The 17,800-nt window shown below is 66.5% G+C and carries 15 protein-coding genes and 1 other RNA gene; 12 read left to right on the plus strand and 4 right to left on the minus strand.

The genetic code is table 11. The features are described from left to right. Positions 1-4 precede the first annotated feature (4 nt). Entirely contained in the window at positions 5-1,411 is a 1,407-nt protein-coding gene (locus E4K64_RS07080; RefSeq protein ID WP_135162873.1) for an MATE family efflux transporter, read from the plus strand. Between the two features lie 27 nt (positions 1,412-1,438). On the opposite strand, the gene E4K64_RS07085 is transcribed toward E4K64_RS07080, so the two are convergent. Both E4K64_RS07085 and E4K64_RS07090 read right to left on the minus strand, forming a co-directional pair. Then, positions 1,439-2,182, minus strand: coding sequence for a sulfite exporter TauE/SafE family protein (locus E4K64_RS07085; RefSeq protein WP_135162874.1), 744 nt, complete (start codon positions 2,180-2,182; stop codon positions 1,439-1,441). Positions 2,183-2,365: 183 nt separating this feature from the next. Further along, a complete protein-coding gene (locus tag E4K64_RS07090; RefSeq protein WP_135162875.1) occupies positions 2,366-3,736 on the minus strand; it encodes an aminotransferase-like domain-containing protein in 1,371 nt (456 codons plus the stop codon). Positions 3,737-3,785: 49 nt separating this feature from the next. On the opposite strand from E4K64_RS07090, the gene E4K64_RS07095 reads away from it, so the two are divergent. Next, positions 3,786-4,250, plus strand: coding sequence for a DUF983 domain-containing protein (locus E4K64_RS07095; protein ID WP_167771853.1), 465 nt, complete (start codon positions 3,786-3,788; stop codon positions 4,248-4,250). Positions 4,251-4,317: 67 nt separating this feature from the next. Beyond that, positions 4,318-5,031, plus strand: coding sequence for an alpha/beta fold hydrolase (locus tag E4K64_RS07100; protein WP_167771854.1), 714 nt, complete (start codon positions 4,318-4,320; stop codon positions 5,029-5,031). Between the two features lie 184 nt (positions 5,032-5,215). On the opposite strand, the gene rnpB is transcribed toward E4K64_RS07100, so the two are convergent. Beyond that, an RNA gene (gene rnpB / locus E4K64_RS07105) (RNase P RNA component class A) lies at positions 5,216-5,632 on the minus strand. A gap of 150 nt (positions 5,633-5,782) precedes the next feature. Between rnpB and E4K64_RS07110 the strand changes: the two genes are divergently transcribed. Next, complete coding sequence (locus E4K64_RS07110; protein ID WP_135162878.1) at positions 5,783-6,136, plus strand: YciI family protein; 354 nt, start codon at positions 5,783-5,785, stop codon at positions 6,134-6,136. Between the two features lie 139 nt (positions 6,137-6,275). After that, on the plus strand, positions 6,276-7,508 hold the full coding sequence (locus tag E4K64_RS07115; RefSeq protein ID WP_135162879.1) for an RNA polymerase sigma factor: 1,233 nt from the start codon (positions 6,276-6,278) through the stop codon (positions 7,506-7,508). 153 nt (positions 7,509-7,661) lie between these two features. On the opposite strand, the gene E4K64_RS07120 is transcribed toward E4K64_RS07115, so the two are convergent. After that, on the minus strand, positions 7,662-8,444 hold the full coding sequence (locus E4K64_RS07120; protein ID WP_135162880.1) for an N-acetylmuramoyl-L-alanine amidase: 783 nt from the start codon (positions 8,442-8,444) through the stop codon (positions 7,662-7,664). Between the two features lie 524 nt (positions 8,445-8,968). Between E4K64_RS07120 and rsmH the strand changes: the two genes are divergently transcribed. The 7 genes from rsmH to murD all read left to right on the plus strand — a co-directional run bounded on the left by rsmH (position 8,969) and on the right by murD (position 17,704). Beyond that, entirely contained in the window at positions 8,969-9,958 is a 990-nt protein-coding gene (gene rsmH, locus E4K64_RS07125; RefSeq protein WP_167771855.1) for a 16S rRNA (cytosine(1402)-N(4))-methyltransferase RsmH, read from the plus strand. A gap of 3 nt (positions 9,959-9,961) precedes the next feature. Then, positions 9,962-10,354, plus strand: a complete 393-nt coding sequence (gene ftsL, locus E4K64_RS07130) for a cell division protein FtsL (protein WP_135162882.1) — start codon at positions 9,962-9,964, stop codon at positions 10,352-10,354. Beyond that, positions 10,351-12,093 (plus strand): peptidoglycan D,D-transpeptidase FtsI family protein, encoded by a 1,743-nt coding sequence (locus E4K64_RS07135; RefSeq protein ID WP_135162883.1) that lies wholly within the window; start codon positions 10,351-10,353, stop codon positions 12,091-12,093. Before ftsL ends, E4K64_RS07135 begins: the two co-directional genes overlap by 4 nt. Positions 12,094-12,177: 84 nt before the next feature. Next, on the plus strand, positions 12,178-13,650 hold the full coding sequence (locus E4K64_RS07140; protein ID WP_135162884.1) for a UDP-N-acetylmuramoyl-L-alanyl-D-glutamate--2,6-diaminopimelate ligase: 1,473 nt from the start codon (positions 12,178-12,180) through the stop codon (positions 13,648-13,650). Beyond that, positions 13,647-15,026, plus strand: coding sequence for a UDP-N-acetylmuramoyl-tripeptide--D-alanyl-D-alanine ligase (locus tag E4K64_RS07145; protein WP_135162885.1), 1,380 nt, complete (start codon positions 13,647-13,649; stop codon positions 15,024-15,026). The genes E4K64_RS07140 and E4K64_RS07145 overlap by 4 nt, the downstream gene beginning before the upstream one ends. Before the next feature lie 166 nt (positions 15,027-15,192). Further along, on the plus strand, positions 15,193-16,296 hold the full coding sequence (mraY, locus tag E4K64_RS07150; protein WP_135162886.1) for a phospho-N-acetylmuramoyl-pentapeptide-transferase: 1,104 nt from the start codon (positions 15,193-15,195) through the stop codon (positions 16,294-16,296). 7 nt (positions 16,297-16,303) lie between these two features. Next, positions 16,304-17,704 carry a UDP-N-acetylmuramoyl-L-alanine--D-glutamate ligase gene (murD, locus tag E4K64_RS07155; RefSeq protein WP_135162887.1) on the plus strand — a complete coding sequence of 467 codons (1,401 nt, stop codon included), beginning with the start codon at positions 16,304-16,306 and terminating at the stop codon, positions 17,702-17,704. The last annotated feature ends 96 nt before the right edge of the window (positions 17,705-17,800 follow it).

A 17,800-nucleotide genomic window follows, 5' to 3' on the forward strand; every position in this document is an offset into this window, starting at 1 on the left:
CGACATGAAAGACCTGACGAACGGCTCCATCGTGAGACACATCCTGGCCATGGCCCCTCCGATCATGGTCGGCATGGTCACGATCATGATCTGCCAGCTGGTCGACCTCTACTTCGTGTCGGGCCTGGGCGACGCCGCGGTCGCGGGCGTTGCCGCGGCCGGCAATGCCGGCTTCCTCGTCAACGGGCTGATGCAGGTGCTCGGCGTCGGCGCGGTGGCGCTGATCGCGCATGCCGTGGGACGCAAGGACCGGGCGGATGCAAACCTGATCTTCAACCAGGCGATGGTGCTGTCGGTGCTGTTCGGATTGTTGACCCTGATCGCAGGTGCTGCGCTGTCGCGCGCCTATATGCGTGCGATCGCGGCGGACCAAGCCACGATCGAGGCCGGGACCACTTACCTGCTGTGGTTCATGCCGGCGCTCGCGCTGCAGTTCGCGACCCAGGTGATGGGATCAGCGCTGCGTGCCACCGGTATCGTTCGTCCTGTCATGCTGGTGCAGACGCTTGCCGTCGTCATCAACATCGCGCTGGCGCCGGTGCTGATCTCGGGATGGGGCACCGGCTATGCGCTCGGCGTTGCCGGCGCAGGGCTGGCGAGTTCGATCGCGGTCGCCGTCGGCGCGCTGATGCTGCTTGTCTATTTCCGCAAGGTCGAGCGCTATGTCGCCTTCAATCCGGCGCAGTGGCGTCCACAGCCGCGTCATCTCATGCGCGTTCTCAATGTCGGCCTGCCGGCCGGCGGCGAGTTCGCGATGATGTTCATCTTCATGGCGGTGGTCTACTACGTGCTGCGCGATTTCGGCGCGGCGGCGCAGGCGGGCTTCGGCATCGGGCAGCGCGTGCTCGGCCTGATCAACATGCCTGCGCTTGCGGTCGGGCTGGCGGCCGGGCCGATCGCCGGCCAGAATTTCGGCGCAGCCAACGCTGCGCGCGTGCGGGAAACCTTCGTCAAGGCCGCCTTGATCGTCACGCTCGTGATGGCCGGCTTCATGACCCTTGCGCAGGTGGAGCCGGATTTGCTGCTCGGCGGATTCTCGAACGACCGCGAGACCATGGAGATCGCCTATCTGTTCCTGCGGATCATCTCGCTCAACATGGTAGCGCAGGGGCTGATCTTCACCTGCTCGAGCATGTTCCAGGCCCTCGGCAACACCAAGCCGGTGCTCCTGAGCTCGGCGACGCGCGTGTTCACCTATTCGCTGCCGGCGATCTGGCTCTCGACGCTGCCGGGCTTTCGCATGGAGCACGTCTGGTACCTGTCGGTCGCAACGACCACGTTGCAGGCCGGCTTGAGCCTGTGGCTGCTGCACCGCGAATTCAACAAGCGTCTGAGTTTGGCGCCGAAGGAGAAGGGCCCAGAGCAGGGGAGCCCCGAACCCGTTGCGCCTCTCGCCCGCGAGCCGGTGTGACGACAGCTTGTTCTTCGCTGGGAGGAGCTAGAGCGCGCCGAGACTGTTCCAGACCAGGGTCAGGCCCGACAGGAACAGCAGGCCGAGCACGACATCGCCAAAATGCTTGTCGTTGAGGGCGTGATAGACGCGTGCGCCGGCCCAGGCGCCGATCAAGGTGCCTGGAAAGGCGACCAGCGCGAGCCAGACCACCTTGAGCTCTACGAGACCCGATGCGGTCTGCAGCACCAGCGCGGTGGCAAGCACCGTGAAATTGAAGAGCTGGAAGATGCCGCGCCGCTCGTGCTTGTTCCAGCCGCGGATGTTGGCCCACAGGATCGGCAGCGGACCCGATAATCCGGCGAGGCCGCCAAGGATACCGCCGGCAAAGCCGATCGCGCCGTCGGCGAAGCGGCCGCCGAACGTGATCGCGAGCGGCCTCTTGTTCAGATACATCGCGCTTGAAAAGACCAGAATTAAAATGCCGACGCTCAGCTTGAACACTTTGGGATCGGCCGAGGCGACCATCATGGTCCCCAGCGGCACGCCGAGCAGCCCTCCGATCAGGAACGGCCAGACCAGCGAGAGGTCAAAGCTCTTCCACATCGAAGGCAGCGTCGAGGTCTGCGCGATCACCGAGCAGATCAGCACCAGGGGCACCGCGAGCGAGGGCGGCAGCACGTAGAGCCAGATGCCGAGTGCCATCAGCGCCGTGCCGAACCCCGCCAGCCCCGAGACGAAGCCGCCGGCCAATGCGCCGAGGAGCAGCATGACGTAGGTGAGCGTTTCCAACAGATTGTCCTTCGCCGCGGCGATCCCGAAAGTTGATCGCCGTCGCCCGCATAGCACGCATGCTGCCGTGCAAGTCAATCCATCCCGCATGCAAGCGTGATCTGCGGCGCGTCGGGCTTTCGCTACAGCCCTACGTCGCGGCGACGATCGTGCGCTCCGGCCATCGCCGTCATCGTCGATGATCTAGACGATCTGCCTGGTGTCGGCGGGCTTCTGCAGCGCGCCGACCAGGATGCGCAGCGCTGCCGTCAATTCAGATCTGTTCCGGGCCGCCCCCAGCGAGACCCGGGCCGCCTGCGGTGGTGTCCCGCCGACTGTGAAGGCGTCGGCGGCGACGATCGCAAGTCCGTTCCGCAGGAGATCTGCGGCCACATCGGGCCGGCGCTCGGGCAGTCGCAGCCACAGATGATGCGCTGCCGGCCTCGCCAGGAATTGGAAGCCCTTCAGCGTGCGTTGCGCGAGCTGCTGACGGCCGACTGCTTCGTTGCGAATGGCGGTGATGATGCGATCGGCAACGCCGGTCTCGATCCAATGCGTCACCAGTGCGACCATCAGTGGCGCCGGCATCTGCACCGTCGCCTGCAGAGACGTACGCATCTGTCGCTGCGCGCCGCCATCGGGCGTCACCAGATAGGCAACGCGTAACGCCGGTGCGATGCATTTCGACAGCGTGGTCGCAAGATAAGTCCGCTCGGGAATGAGATTGGCGATCGGCGATGCCGAGCGGTCGAGCAGGCCGTAGGCGTCGTCCTCGATCAGGATCGTGTCGGCGTCGCGGATGATCTTTGCGACGGCACCGCGCCGTTCGGGAGAAAGCGTCGCGGTGGTCGGATTGTGCAGCGTCGGAATGAGATAGACGGCCCTAGGCTTGTGCGCGCGGCAGGCCCTTGCCAGCGCATCGGGCAGGATGCCGCCATCATCCATGGCGATCCCGACGAGCCTGATGCCGAGCTGCGCGGCTGCGGCCTTGATGCCGGGGAATGTCAGCGCTTCCGTCAGCACGACATCGCCGGGCCTCGCAAGGTGCGCGAGCAGGTTGAACAGGATCGTCTGCGCGCCCGGAAAGACCACGAGCCTGTCGGCATGCGCGTGCGGCACTCGCGCGCGCATCCAGCGCGCCGCGACCTCGCGCTCATGCGCGCTGCCGCCGGGCGGCTGATAGTTGAGATACGCCGTCAGGCCCGATTGCGCCCGGATGGATTCCAGCCCGGCGATGATGCGTTCGTCGAGCTGTGCCTCCAGCGGATGCGGCGGCACGTTCATCGACAGATCGATCGCGACGGGATGCGGCAGGTCGACCGCGCGGCGCGCGCTGGTCTCCGACACGAACGAACCCTGTCCGACCCGCGCCTCCATGAGGCCGCGGCGCCGCGCCTCGGTGTAGGCGCGCGTCACCGTGGTGAGATCGACGTCGAGCGCCTTGGCCAGCGCGCGCTGGGTCGGCAATTGCTGGCCGCGCACCAGCCGGCCGGCGGCGATGTCCGCCTCCATGGCATCGACGATGCGCTGGTAGCGCGGGCCTGACAGCTCCGAGATTGTCGGGATCCAATCCATGCAATTTGGGTCCGTATCCTTTGAATGTATGGATACAGCCTATTATTGTATGGATCGTCGAAAAGGAAGAGGTGTGGTCATGGCGGCCGGTTCAGTCTCTCTTGGGAAGGCGATGTGGCGCGGCTTTCGCGGCAAGTGCCCGAATTGCGGCGAAGGGGATCTCTTCGGCCGTTTCCTGAAAGTCGCCCATAGTTGCGATCATTGCGGTGAGGAGCTGTTCCACCAGCGTGCCGACGACTTTCCCGCCTACCTCGTGATGGTCGTGGTCGGCCATCTCGTGGTGCCGGCGATCCTCGCGGTCGAGACCGCCTATGCGCCGCCGGTCTGGTTGCAACTGGCGGTATGGCTTCCGGTGACGCTGTTCGCCTCGCTCGCACTGCTGCAGCCGACCAAGGGCGCCATCGTCGGGCTGCAATGGCAGCTCGGCATGCACGGATTCGAGACGGGCAAGCAGCGGCGCGAGGCGGGCGAGCTCGCGCCTGTGCTGGTGAAGGCCGACACCCGCGCCGCCTGAGGCGGCGTTTACATCACGCGGCCGGTCGCTACACTCCATCGACGAAACAGCAACGATGGAAACGCCGATGGCCGCACGCGCGAAGACCTTCCTGCTCTGTCATGGCGCATGGTCCGGCGGATGGGCCTGTAAGAAGGTGCATCCGCTGATGGCTGAAGCCGGTCACCGCCTGGTGACTCCGACTTATACGGGCCTCGGCGAACGTGCGCATCTCGCCAGCCCGGCGATCGATCTCGACACGCACATTCAGGACATCCTCAACGTCATCAAATTCGAGGATCTCGGCGACATCGTGCTGCTCGGCCACAGCTATGGCGGCATGGTCGCGACCGGTGTCGCCGACCGCGCCCGCGAGCGCGTGAGGCAACTGATCTATCTCGATGCTTTCGTGCCACGCGACGGCCAGTCGCTGTTCGATCTCAACGAGGGTGGGCGGGAGCCGATGCGAAGGGCGGCAGCTTCTGGCGACGGCTATCGCATTCCGCCGAACCCGCCGCCGCCGGATACGCCGCAGCCCGATCTCGACTGGCTGAACGCGCGCCGGGTGCCGATGCCCATCAAGTGCTTCGAGACGAAGCTGAGGCTCGAACATGGCGAGCCGACGATCCCGCGCAGCTACATCTATTGCACCCGCATCCCGCCGGGCGATGTGTTCGGGCAATTCGCGACGCGCACGAAGAACGAGAAGGGATGGCGTTATTTCGAGCTCGACGCCAGTCATGCCCCGAATGTCACCGCGCCGGAGGCGCTGATGGCGGTGTTGGACGAGATCGTCGCCTAATTCTCGCTCGTCATTCCGGGGCGCGACGAAGGCGCGAGCCCGGAATCCATTCTTCCACCAACTCTGCCGCGCGATGGATTCCGGGCTCGCGCTGCGCGCGCCCCGGAATGACGCCGTTGAGGGCGACGTGCTCGGCCAAAATGGTGAGGGGCCCGGCGCGTTGGCGCCGAACCCCTCGTTGCAAGATATCAGCCGGCCTGTAAGCCGGGTTCTGTAGGGCACCGCCCGCTTGCGCGGACGATACGTGACGGCCATTCCTCTGGGACCGTGTTTGCACACGGCCTCGAGCAACCTACCCGGACGGCGGGCCTGACATCGCCCCGCGGCGTTATCGCTTTCGCGAACAGCCCGCTACGCCGTCCCTATTCGGTTTTGCTCCCGGTGGGGTTTGCCATGCCGGCTCCGTTGCCGTAGCCGCGGTGCGCTCTTACCGCACCTTTTCACCCTTACTTCCTCCGAGGAGGAAGCGGTTCGTTCTCTGTGGCACTTTCCCTGGGGTCACCCCCGCCGGACGTTATCCGGCACCGCATGTCAAGGGAGCCCGGACTTTCCTCCCCGGCGGCCTTTCGGCACCTGCCGGAGCGGCCGTCCGGCCGACTGACGGGGGCATGCATGGGGCATTTGTGACGGTCCCGTCAAGCCGATATCGCCGCGCGCACGGCCTGCAAATAATTTATCCTGAAGATGTCGTCTGGAGCGTGCCCCGTTCGACTGGATGTCGGCGACACAGCCGAACAACAGGAGTGAAGCGATGCAATATCTGCTGATGATCTACCAGAACGAGGTCGAGTACGCGAAGATTGACACGGGAACAAGCCAGAAGATGTCGGCGGAGTATGAGGCCTTTACGCAATCCATCATCCGGAGCGGCAATTTCAAGGCCGGCGATCGGCTCCGCCCGACCACGACCGCGACCACGGTGCGCGTGCGCGACGGCAAGACGCTGACGACCGACGGTCCGTTCGCGGAAACGCGCGAGCAGCTCGGCGGCTACTATCTGATCGAGGCCAAGGATCTCAACGCTGCGATCGAGATCGCCGCGCGAATTCCGAGCGCGCGCGTCGGTTCGATCGAGGTGCGGCCGATCTGGGTCTACGACAAGTGACGGCGAAGCCGTCATTCCCGGGCTCGCGTAGCGAGCATCCGAAATCTCGTGCCGCGATTTCGAGATTCTCAGGTGCGCAATTGCGCACCAGAGTTCGCGACTGCCTCCCGCCCCGGGATGACGTGCAAAGCATCATTCGATGACCCCTTACGAGATCGAAAGAATCTTCCGCGACGAGGCGGGGCGGGCGCTGGCCACGCTGATCCGTCTCGTCGGCGATTTCGATCTCGCCGAGGACGCGCTTCAGGATGCGTTTGCCGTCGCTCTGGAACGCTGGGCGGCGTGCGAGGTCCCCGACAATCCGCGCGCCTGGCTGGTCAATGTCGCCAAGCACAAGGTGATCGATCGCATCCGCCGCCAGGCGGTGTTCCGCGGCAAGCAGCGGGCGCTGATGCATGAGCTGGAGCTGAACGCGCAAGCCGCCGACGAGCCGCCGCTGTTGCTCGACGACGACATGCTGCGGCTGATCTTCACCTGCTGCCATCCCGCCTTCGCGCCGGAGGTTCAGGTCGCGCTGACGCTGCGCACCGTCTGCGGCCTTTCCACCGCACAGGTCGCGCGGGCCTTTCTCGTCGGCGAGGAGGCGATGGCGCAGCGGCTGGTTCGTGCCAAGCAGAAGATCAGACTCGCCGGGATCCCCTACGAGGTGCCGGAGCGCGAGGCGCTGGCGGCGCGGCTCGAGGGCGTGCTCGCGGTGATCTATCTCGTCTTCACGGAGGGCTATGTCGCGACGTCGGGTGCAGATTTGATGCGTCCGGATCTCGCGATCGAAGCGATCAGGCTCGCCCGCCTGCTCGACCGGCTGATGCCGGATCGCGCCGGCATCAAGGGCTTGCTGGCCCTGATGCTGCTGCACGACGCGCGTCGCGCGGGACGCGAGACCGTGGCCGGCGACATCGTGCTGCTCGAAGAGCAGGACCGCGCTTTGTGGGATCGCGCGCAGATCGAGGAGGGGCTGCGCCTGGTCGACGACGCGCTACGCGTGCCCGGCCCGCCGCAACCCTACGCCGTGCAGGCCGCGATCGCCGCGCTGCATGCTCGCGCGCCGAGCTATGAGCAGACGGACTGGCGGCAAATCGCCGGGCTCTACGGGGTCTTGCTGCGCATCGGTGCCTCGCCCGTGATCGAGCTCAACCACGCGGCCGCGCTGTCGATGGTCGATGGGCCGGCCCGCGCGCTCGATCTCGTCGATGCGATCAGTGCCCGAGGCGGGCTGCGCGGCTACGAGCTGTTGCCCGCGGTGCGCGCCGATCTGTTGCGGCGGCTTGGCCGCAACGTCGAAGCGCGCGAGGCCTACCGCGCGGCGACGGAGGCGACGCAGCTCGAGCCGCTGCGGCGGCTGTATGCGCGAAGGATGAGGGAGATGGGGTAGGGCGCTTGCGTCCCGGACGCAGCGCAGCGCCCTCTTGGCGGTGCGCTGCAGAGCCGGGGCCCATCTCGCCGCAGCGGACTCGTCTCGCCGGCTGGGTCCCGGCTCGCGCTTCGCGCGTCCGGGACACGAGAGTGAACTGCGTGGTCTACCCCGTCACTTCGACGCGACGGTCGTCCCTTCCGTCGGCAGGCTCGCCAGCAGCGCCTGCAATGTCGACAGCGTCGAGTGGTCCGCGACGCCATCGAGCCGCGCCGGGCGGAAATGGCGCTGGAAGGCCGTGACGGCTTCCATGGTCGCGGCGTCGTATTTGCCGGTCAGCGGCACGCCGTAGCCGTATCTGGCGAGCGCCTGCTGCAGGCTCAGCACCTCGTCGCTGATGGTGCCGAGCATCAGCGTCTCGCCGCGCACGACAGGGGCGGGCGTGACCCAGTGACCGACGCCGGAATTGGCGAGCGAGTGCCACGGGAACTTCTCGCCGGGGTCCTTCTTGCGCGCGGGCGCGACGTCGGAATGGCCGAGCACCCGGTGGGACGGCACCTTGCGGCGAAGCATGATGCCGCGGCACAGCGCGATCACGGCGGCGATCTGGCGCAGCGGAAACTCCGGATAGCCCCAGTCGTGGCCGCGATTGACGATCTCGATGCCGATCGAGCAGGAGTTGACGTCGTCCTCGCCGGCCCAGGACGACACGCCGGCGTGCCAGGCGCGCTTGGTCTCGGGCACGCATTGCACGATGCGCCCGTCCTCCAGCACGACATAATGCGCCGAGACCTCGGAGCCGGCCGTGCACAACCGCGCCAGCGCGCCCTCGACATCGGGCATGCCGGTGTAGTGCAGCACGATCATGTCGGGCTGCCGTCCCTTGCTGCGCTCGCCGTAGTTCGGCGAAGGGATGATGTCGGAGACGATCGAGGAGTCCGGCTCGAACGTCCGCATGTTCGCCGCGGCCTTGGGAACCGGGAGAACGCGCTGGCGCTTCGAATCAGTTCCAGGCGGTGTGGACGAACCGGACGGCGGCATGGAAAACTCAGGTCGGACGCGAATGGGCCAAGCCCTTCTCTTTACTATTCCTTTACCCTCCACCGCGCGCAATCGCGCGGCGCGGTTAACGGATGCATTTTGCGCATGTGTGTGGAAGAAGCATCACCGCCGCTTCACCTTTGCGACTTGTAACGAGCCGATCAACGCTTTCTTAACGCTAAGGGCCGTTACTGAGAGATGAAGAGCCGACCCGCGTCCGGAGGCGGCCAAAGCGTATTTTGGCTCGAAATCCCATGGCTGCCCGACAAATTCCGCTGGGAACACTCGGTCTGCGGCCCGGGACGACGGGGCTCGGTAACCATGCCGGACTGGGGCTTTGTCGTGGAACCGCCGCGACGCGGAATGATTCGAGGCGTTATGGGCTGGTTCGTCCCCGATCTCGCTTGGACGTCAGGCAGCGCCTTCGGCAGGCGTGGCGCATGAGCTCGGCCCCGCACATTCCCGTTCTTGGCCGCGAGGCCATCGCCCATCTCGCTCCGCGCGATGGCGGCATTTATGTCGACGCCACGTTTGGTGCCGGCGGCTATAGCCGTGCGATCCTGGAGGTGCCGGGAACCCGGCTCATCGCCATTGATCGCGACCGCACGGCGATCACGGGCGGTGCGGAACTGGTCGAACGCTCCGCCGGCCGGCTGGCCCTGGTCGAGGACCGCTTCTCCAATCTCGCCGACGTCTGCGCGGCACAGGGCATCGACACCGTGGACGGCGTCGTGATGGATGTCGGCGTGTCCTCGATGCAGCTCGACCAGGCCGGCCGCGGCTTCTCGTTCCGCCTCGACGGTCCGCTCGACATGCGGATGGGGCAATCGGGGCCGACCGCGGCCGACGTGGTCGCCCGTGCCTCCGAAGGCGATCTCGCCGACATCATCTATCAGCTCGGCGAGGAGCGGCATTCGCGCCGCATCGCCCGCGCCATCGTGGCCGACCGGAAGGACACGCCGTTCACGACCACGCGCGCGCTCGCCGAACTCGTCGCCAGGGTGGTGCGTTCGAAGCCCGGCGACATTCATCCGGCGACGCGGACGTTTCAGGCGCTGCGCATCTTCGTCAACGAGGAACTCGAGGAGCTGCAGACCGCGCTGGCCGCCGCCGAGCGCGTGCTCACGCCGGGTGGCCGCCTCGTCGTGGTCTCGTTCCATTCGCTGGAAGACCGCATCGTCAAGAATTTCCTCTCCGAGCGCTCGAAGACCGGCGGCGGCTCGCGGCATCTGCCGGAGGTGGCGCAAGTTCCGCCGAGCTTCCAGCTGCTGACGCGGCGGCCCATCGTCGCCGGCGACGACGAAGTCGCGCATAATCCGCGGGCGCGTTCCGCGAAATTGCGCGCGGCCGAACGCACCTCGGCGCCGGCGCATCAGGATGGCGAGCAATCGTCCTGGCCGAGACTCTCCGACGTGATGAGGGGCGGGTAGCGCATGCGCATCATCCACCTCCTCGTCATCGGCGCGCTGATCTTCGCGGCGGCCTATGTCTACCGGATCAAGATGGACTCCACCGCGCGCACCGAGAAGGTGCTGCGGCTGCATGCGGAGATCCGCGAGCAGCGCGACGCGATCGCGGCGCTACGGTCCGAGTGGGCCAAGCTCGATGCGCCACTGCGGCTGCAAGGCCTGTCCGACCGGCATCTGCAGCTCAGGCCGGTCAACGGCACGCAATATGACTCGCTGAAGAACCTGCCGGAGCGTCCGCCGCGGATGTTCAGGCCGGGCGAGCCCGATCCGATCGGGGCCATGCTCAACACGATCGAAGCCGCCAGCGATCCTGACACTGTGACGGGCTCCGTGCCTCAGCCCGAGGACAAGCAATGAGCGCTGCGACTCCGCCCAAACCCGCAGAACCCTGGCGGCAGCGTCTGATCCGCAGCCTGCTCTACGGGCGCAACGTCGACCGCGCCGCGAAGGCGCGCGCGCGGGTCGGTCTCGCCATGCTCGCCTTCGCCTCGGTCTACGCCCTGATCGGCGGCCGGCTCGTGATGTTCGCGATCGGCGCCGATGCCCACAGTGCGCGTCGAGCGGCCTCGCAGGAGGTGGTTGCGACCGCACGGCCCGACATCGTCGACCGCAACGGCGCGATCCTCGCGACCGACGTCAAGGCGGCGAGCCTGTTCGGCGAGCCGCGCCGCATCATCGACAAGGACGAGGCGATCGAGCTTCTCACCGCGACCGTGCCCGACCTCGACGAGGCCGAGGTGCGCGAGCGCCTGAGGACGCGCAAGGGCTTCGTCTGGCTCAAGCGCGAGGTCACGGCGCAGCAGCAGCAGGCGATTCACAAGCTCGGCATTCCGGGCATCGGCTTCCTGCGCGAGAACAAGCGCGTCTATCCGACCGGCAACGAGGTCGCCCACCTCATCGGCCTCGTCAACATCGACAACCAGGGCATCGCCGGCATGGAGAAGTGGCTCGACAATCAGGGCCTCGCCGATCTCCACCGCGCCGGATTTGCCACCGACCGGCTGCAGAAGCCGATCGAGCTTTCGATCGACCTGCGGGTCGAGCACGCGCTGCGCGACGAGCTGCTGAAGGCCAAGGACAAGTTCCACGCCAAGGCGGCCTCCGGCATCGTTTCGAACGTCAAGACCGGCGAGCTCGTGGCGATGGTGTCCTTGCCGGACTTCGACCCCAACAATCCGAAGGAAGCGCACGATCCCGACCGCATCAACCGCCTGACCACCGGCGTCTACGAGATGGGCTCGACCTTCAAGGCGTTCACGCTGGCGATGGCGCTCGATTCCGGGAAGGTCAATCTGAACTCGTCGTGGGACGCGCGTGGAAACCTGCACTACGGCAAGTTCACCATCCACGACAGCCACCCGCTCGGACGTTTCATCAACACCAAGGAAGTGTTCACCTTCTCGTCCAACATCGGCGCCGCGCGGATCGCGCTGAGCCAGGGCGTGGAGGCCCACAAGGCGTTCCTCGCCAAGATGGGGCAGCTGACGCGGCTGCGCACCGAGCTGCCGGAAAGCGCGGCGCCGCTGGTGCCGCGACGCTGGGGTGAGCTCAACACGGTCACCATCGCGTTCGGCCAGGGCATGTCGGTGGCGCCGCTCCAGGCGGTGATGGGCATCAACGCGCTGGTGAACGGCGGCTATTTGATTCCGCCGACCTTCATGAAGCGCAGCGAATCCGAAGCCGCGGCGATCGCCAAGCGCGTCATCAAGACGGAGACCAGCGACAAGATGCGGTTCCTGATGCGGCTCAACGCCGAGATCGGCACCGCCAAGACCGCCGACGTCAAGGGCTATTACGTCGGCGGCAAGACCGGCACGTCCGAAAAGGTCATCAACGGCCGCTATGCCAAGAAGCGCGTGCTGAATTCCTTCACCGCGATCATGCCCTGCGACGATCCGAAATATCAGATCCTGATCATGCTGGACGAGCCGCAGGCGATTCCCGAAACGAAGGGTTTCATCACTTCGGGCTGGAACGCGGTGCCGACCGGCGGCAAGGTGATCGAGCGGATCGCGCCGCTTCTGGGCGTCGAGCCGCGGTTCGACCTGCCGCCTGCGGAGCGCCTTATTCTTGCAGCATCCAGGACAACCCAGTAATCAACGGGGTGAGCCATCGCCGCGGCTGAGTCGGGATTTTCCCCTGGATTCGGCTTTCCGGCAGGGCATGTCGACTGGAAGACCATGAAGCTGCGCGACCTCCTGGGTCAGGATATTCTGGGCAATGATGCCGCGATCGAGCCCGCTGCCGCCGCGCTCGACGTGACCGGCCTTGCGCTCGACAGCCGCGCGGTCAAGCCGGGTGATGTCTTCTTCGCGCTGGCGGGCAGCAAGACCGACGGCGCGCGCTTCATCGATGCTGCGATTGAAGCGGGTGCCGTGGCCGTGGTCGGTGACCATGCCCCTGATGGCAGCAGGGTGCCGTTCGTCACCGTGACCAATCCGCGCCGCGCGCTGGCGCTGGCCGCTGCAAACTTCTTCCCCGCCCAGCCGGCGACCATCGCGGCCGTGACCGGCACCAGCGGAAAGACCTCGGTCGCAGCCTTCACCCGCCAGATCTGGGAGCGGCTCGGGCATGCTTCCGCCAGCATCGGCACCATCGGCCTCGTCTCGCCCAAGCGCACCATCTATGGCTCGCTGACGACGCCGGATCCGATCGCGCTGCACCGGCAGATCGACGAAATCGCGCGTGAGGGCGTCACACATCTTGCCTTCGAGGCGTCGTCGCATGGGCTCGATCAGTATCGCCTTGATGGCGTGCGCGTCTCGGCGGCCGGCTTCACCAATCTGTCGCGCGACCACATGGATTATCATCCGACCGTCGCGCATTATCTCGCCGCGAAGCTCCGCCTGTTCCGCGAGCTCGTGTCCCCGGGCGGCGCGGCGGTGATCTCGGCCGATCATGATTGCTCGGCGGAAGCGATCGATGCTGCGAAGGCGCGCAGCCTGCGCGTGATGGCGGTCGGCCGCAACGGCGACGGGGCGGGCGAGGGTATCCGTCTCAGCGAGGCCGTGGTCGAGGGCTTCTCGCAATGGCTGACGCTCGAACACCGCGCCAAGCGCCATGCGATCCGGTTGCCGCTTGTCGGCGAATTCCAGATCGAGAACGCGCTGGTGTCGGCGGGGCTTGCGATCGGCACCGGCAGCGATGCAGCCGACGTGTTCGCAAGCCTTGAGCATCTCGAAGGCGCCAAGGGACGATTGGAGCGCGTCGGCGAGCGCAACGGCGCGCCGATCTTCGTCGACTATGCGCACAAACCCGATGCGCTGGCGAAGGCGCTGCAGGCGCTGCGGCCCTATGCCAAGCGCCGGCTGGTGGTCGTGTTCGGCGCCGGCGGCGACCGCGATGCCGGCAAGCGTCCGATCATGGGCGAGATCGCGGCCGAGAACGCCGACGGCGTCATCGTCACCGACGACAATCCGCGCAGCGAGAAGCCGGAAGCGATCCGCGCCGCGATCCTTGCGACCGCCAAGGGCGCCCGTGAGATCGGCGACCGCGCTGAGGCCATCCGCGCCGCGATCGAGGAATTGCAGGAGGGCGATGCGCTGCTCATCGCCGGCAAGGGCCACGAGACCGGGCAGATCGTGGGCAAAGAGATCTTGCCCTTCAGTGATCACGAGGCGGTCGCCGCCGCATTAGCGTCGAGGATTGCATGAGCGCGCCGATATGGACGGTTGCCGAAGTGGCGCGCGCGCTGGGCGCGGACGGATCGTTCCCGAACACTCCGATCGATTTGGTCACGCAGGATAGCCGCCTGGTGAAACCAGGCAGCCTGTTCGTGGCGCTGAGCGGCACGCCGAGCGGCGGCTTCGTCTCGGCCTTCGCCAGTGCGCGCGACGGTTGGGAATTCGCGGACAAGGCGGAAGCCTCCGGTGCGGTCGCGATGATCGTGCCGCACGAGATCGCCGGCATCCGCATTCCGCAGATCGTCGTCAAGGACACGCTGATCGACGGCCTCTGGGCGCTCGCACGCGCCGCGCGCGAGCGCTTCAGCGGGCCGGTGATCGGGCTCACCGGCAGCGCGGGCAAGACCAGTACCAAGGAGTTTCTGGCGGCCTATCCGAGCGCCTATGCCAGCCCCTCGAGCTTCAACAATTTCTGGGGTGTGCCGCTGACGCTGTGCAACGCGCGGCCCAACGCCAGCCTCTGGGTCGTCGAGATGGGCATGAACCAGAAAGGCGAGATCGCGCGGCTCAGCGAATTGACGCGGCCGACGGTGGCGCTGGTCGTCAACGTCCAGCCCGTGCATCTGGAGAAGCTCGGCTCGCTCGAAGCTATCAGGCACGAGAAAGTCTCGATCGCGCTCGGCCTGCCCGAGGACGGCGTGCTGGTGCTGCCCGCCGGACTCAAGGCGTCCGAATGGAAAGGCAAGGTCGTGCGCTTCGGCGAGCATGCCGAGGTGCATGAGGTCGCGCACGCGCCCCATGGCGAGAGCTGGCAGGTCGTGGCGATGATCGGCAAGAAGGAGATCGCCTTCAGCCTGACGCCGGGCGCGCCGCATCGCGTGCAGAATGCGCTGGCTGCGCTCGCCGCGATCCGCGCGGCCCATCTCGATCCGGCGACGCTCGCGATCAAGCTCGACCGCGTCGGCATCATGACCGGCCGCGGCGTCGAGCAGGCGGTCGGCGGCATCACCGTGATCGACGACAGCTTCAACGGCAATCCGGCCAGCGTTGCTGCCGCATTGCAAAGCCTGCAGGCCCGCCATGTGACCGGCGGCCGCCGCATTGCGGTGCTCGGCGACATGCTGGAGCTCGGCGATGACGCGCCAGACTACCACACCGCCCTTGCCAAGCACCTCGACGGGATCGACGGCGTCTACTGCGTCGGCGCCCTGATGCGCCACCTCTACGATGTGCTGCCGTCAGGCAAGGGCCTCGGCTGGCACGACGATCCGGCCACGCTGAAGCCGGACGAGGTCGCAAATCTGCTGCAGGCAGGCGATGTGGTCGTTGTCAAGGGCAGCAAGAAGATGTTCTGGGTCAACAAGTTTGTGCCGGGCCTGGTGGCCGCCTTGCAGGCGAAGGCGTAAACTGCTTGGAAGGCGCCGTTCCCGAATCCTACCCTTTGCGGCGCGAAGCCATCCGGTTTCCCTGGGGGCGCGCGACCCATGATGAAGACCAGCGAATGCGCGTGAGGCACGTTGAAGCCAAGATCCAGGCCAAAACCGCGCGCATTGGCGCCATAGGACCGATTGAATGTTTTACTGGCTGATCGAGCTCTCCAACACATTTCCGGGCTTCGGTGCCGTTCGCACCTTCCTGAACGTCTTCCGCTACATCACCTTCCGCACCGGCGGCGCCGTCGTCACCGGCGCGCTGTTCGTGTTCCTGTTCGGGCCCTGGATCATCGACCATTTGCGTATCCGCCAGGGCAAGGGCCAGCCGATCCGGACCGACGGTCCGCAATCGCATCTCGCCAAGAAGGGCACGCCGACGATGGGCGGGTTGATGATCCTGTCCGGCCTCACCGTCGGCACCGTGCTGTGGGCCAATCCGCTCAACCCCTATGTCTGGATCGTGCTGGCGGTGACGCTCGGCTTCGGCTTCGTCGGCTTCTATGACGATTACCTCAAGGTGACCAAGCAGACCACGACCGGGTTCGGCAGCAAGCTTCGCCTCTTGATCGAGGCGATCATCGCGCTGGTGGCCTGCTACGCGCTGGTGCGGCTGAACCGCGATCCCGCGTCGACCGCGCTGACGATTCCGTTCCTGAAGGACACCGTGCTGCATTTCGGCTGGTTCTTCGTCGTGTTCGGCGCCTTCGTCATCGTCGGCGCCGGCAACGCGGTGAATCTCACCGACGGTCTCGACGGCCTCGCCATCGTGCCCGTGATGATCGCCACCGCGAGCTTTGCGATGATCGCCTATCTCGCCGGCAACGCGGTGTTCGCGGATTACCTCCAGATCAAATATGTCGCCGGCACCGGCGAGCTGGCGGTGCTCTGCGGCGCGCTATTGGGCGCCGGTCTCGGCTTCCTCTGGTTCAATGCGCCGCCGGCCTCGATCTTCATGGGCGACACCGGCTCGCTCGCGCTCGGCGGCATGCTGGGCGCGATCGCGGTCGCGGTGAAGCACGAGATCGTGCTCGCGGTGATCGGCGGCCTGTTCGTGCTGGAGGCGGTCTCCGTCATCGTGCAGGTGGTCTCCTTCAAGCTCACCGGAAAACGCATCTTCCGCATGGCGCCGATCCATCACCATTTCGAACAGCTCGGCTGGACCGAGCCGCAGATCGTGATCCGCTTCTGGATCATCTCGGTGATGCTGGCGCTCGCCGGCCTGTCGACGCTGAAGCTGCGGTGATCGCTCGATGATCCCCATCACCTCCTTCGCCGGCAAGACCGTCGCGGTGTTCGGCCTCGGCGGCTCGGGGCTCGCCTCCTGCCACGCGCTGAAAGCGGGCGGCGCCGAGGTGATCGCCGCGGACGACAATGCCGAGAACGTCGCCAAGGCCGCGCAGGCCGGTTTCATCACCGCCGATCTGCGCAGCGTGTCCTGGGCGGATTTCGCAGCCCTCGTGCTGGCGCCCGGTGTGCCGCTGACTCATCCGGTGCCGCATTGGAGCGTGTTGAAGGCGCGCGAGGCCGGCTGCGAGGTGATCGGCGACATCGAGCTGTTCTGCCGCGAGCGGCGGCGCCATGCGCCGGACGCGCCCTTCGTCGCCATCACCGGCACCAACGGCAAGTCGACCACGACGGCGCTGATCGCGCACCTCACGAAGGTCGCAGGCTACGACACCCAGATGGGCGGCAATATCGGCACCGCGATCCTGTCGCTGGAGCCGCCGCGCATGGGCCGCGTCCACGTCATCGAGATGTCGTCCTACCAGATCGACCTCACGCCCTCGCTCGATCCTTCGGTCGGCATTTTGCTCAATGTCAGCGAGGACCATATCGACCGCCACGGCACCATCGAACGTTATGCCGCTGTGAAGGAGCGCCTCGTGGCCGGCGTGCAGGACGGCGGCACGGCGATCGTCGGCGTCGATGACGGTTATTGCCGTGATGTCGCCGACCGGCTCGACCGTGCCGGCAAGAACGTGGTGCGCATCTCCGTCAAGAACCCGCTGGCATCAGGCATCCATGTCGAGCACGGCAATATCGTGCGCACCGCGGGCGGCGCCCGCAGCGAGGTCGCCGCGCTCGGCGGCATCGGTTCGCTGCGCGGCCAGCACAACGCGCAGAACGCGGCTTGCGCCGCCGCTGCCGCGCTCGCGATGGGCATCAGCTTGGAGGTGCTGCAAAACGGCCTGCGCAGCTTTCCTGGTCTCGCCCACCGCATGGAGCAGGTCGGCCGCCGCGGCAACGTGCTGTTCGTCAACGATTCCAAGGGCACCAATGCGGACGCCACCGCGCATGCGTTGTCGTCCTTTGCCGACATCTTCTGGATCGCCGGCGGCAAGCCGAAGGCCGGCGGCATCACCAGTTTGACTGGCTTCTTCCCGCGCATCCGGAAAGCCTATCTGATCGGCGAGGCCGCGCCGGAATTTTCCGGCACGCTCGGCGCGCAGGTGCCGCACGAGATCAGCCACACCCTCGACGTCGCCGTCGAGCACGCCGCGCGCGATGCGGAAGCCTCCGGCCTCAACGATGCCGTCGTGCTGCTGTCGCCCGCCTGCGCCTCCTTCGACCAGTACCGCAACTTCGAGATCCGCGGCACCAAGTTCCGCGAGCTGGTGCAGGCGCTGCCGGGCGTAAAGCCGGTGGTGTGAGAGGTCGCGTGTCCCAGACGCGGTGCGGCACGCAGTGACGCTCCGCAGAGCCGGGACCCAGGCCGCTACACGATACACTGCACACTGCCGCGATAT

Source organism: Bradyrhizobium frederickii, from assembly GCF_004570865.1.
Lineage (GTDB): Bacteria > Pseudomonadota > Alphaproteobacteria > Rhizobiales > Xanthobacteraceae > Bradyrhizobium > Bradyrhizobium frederickii.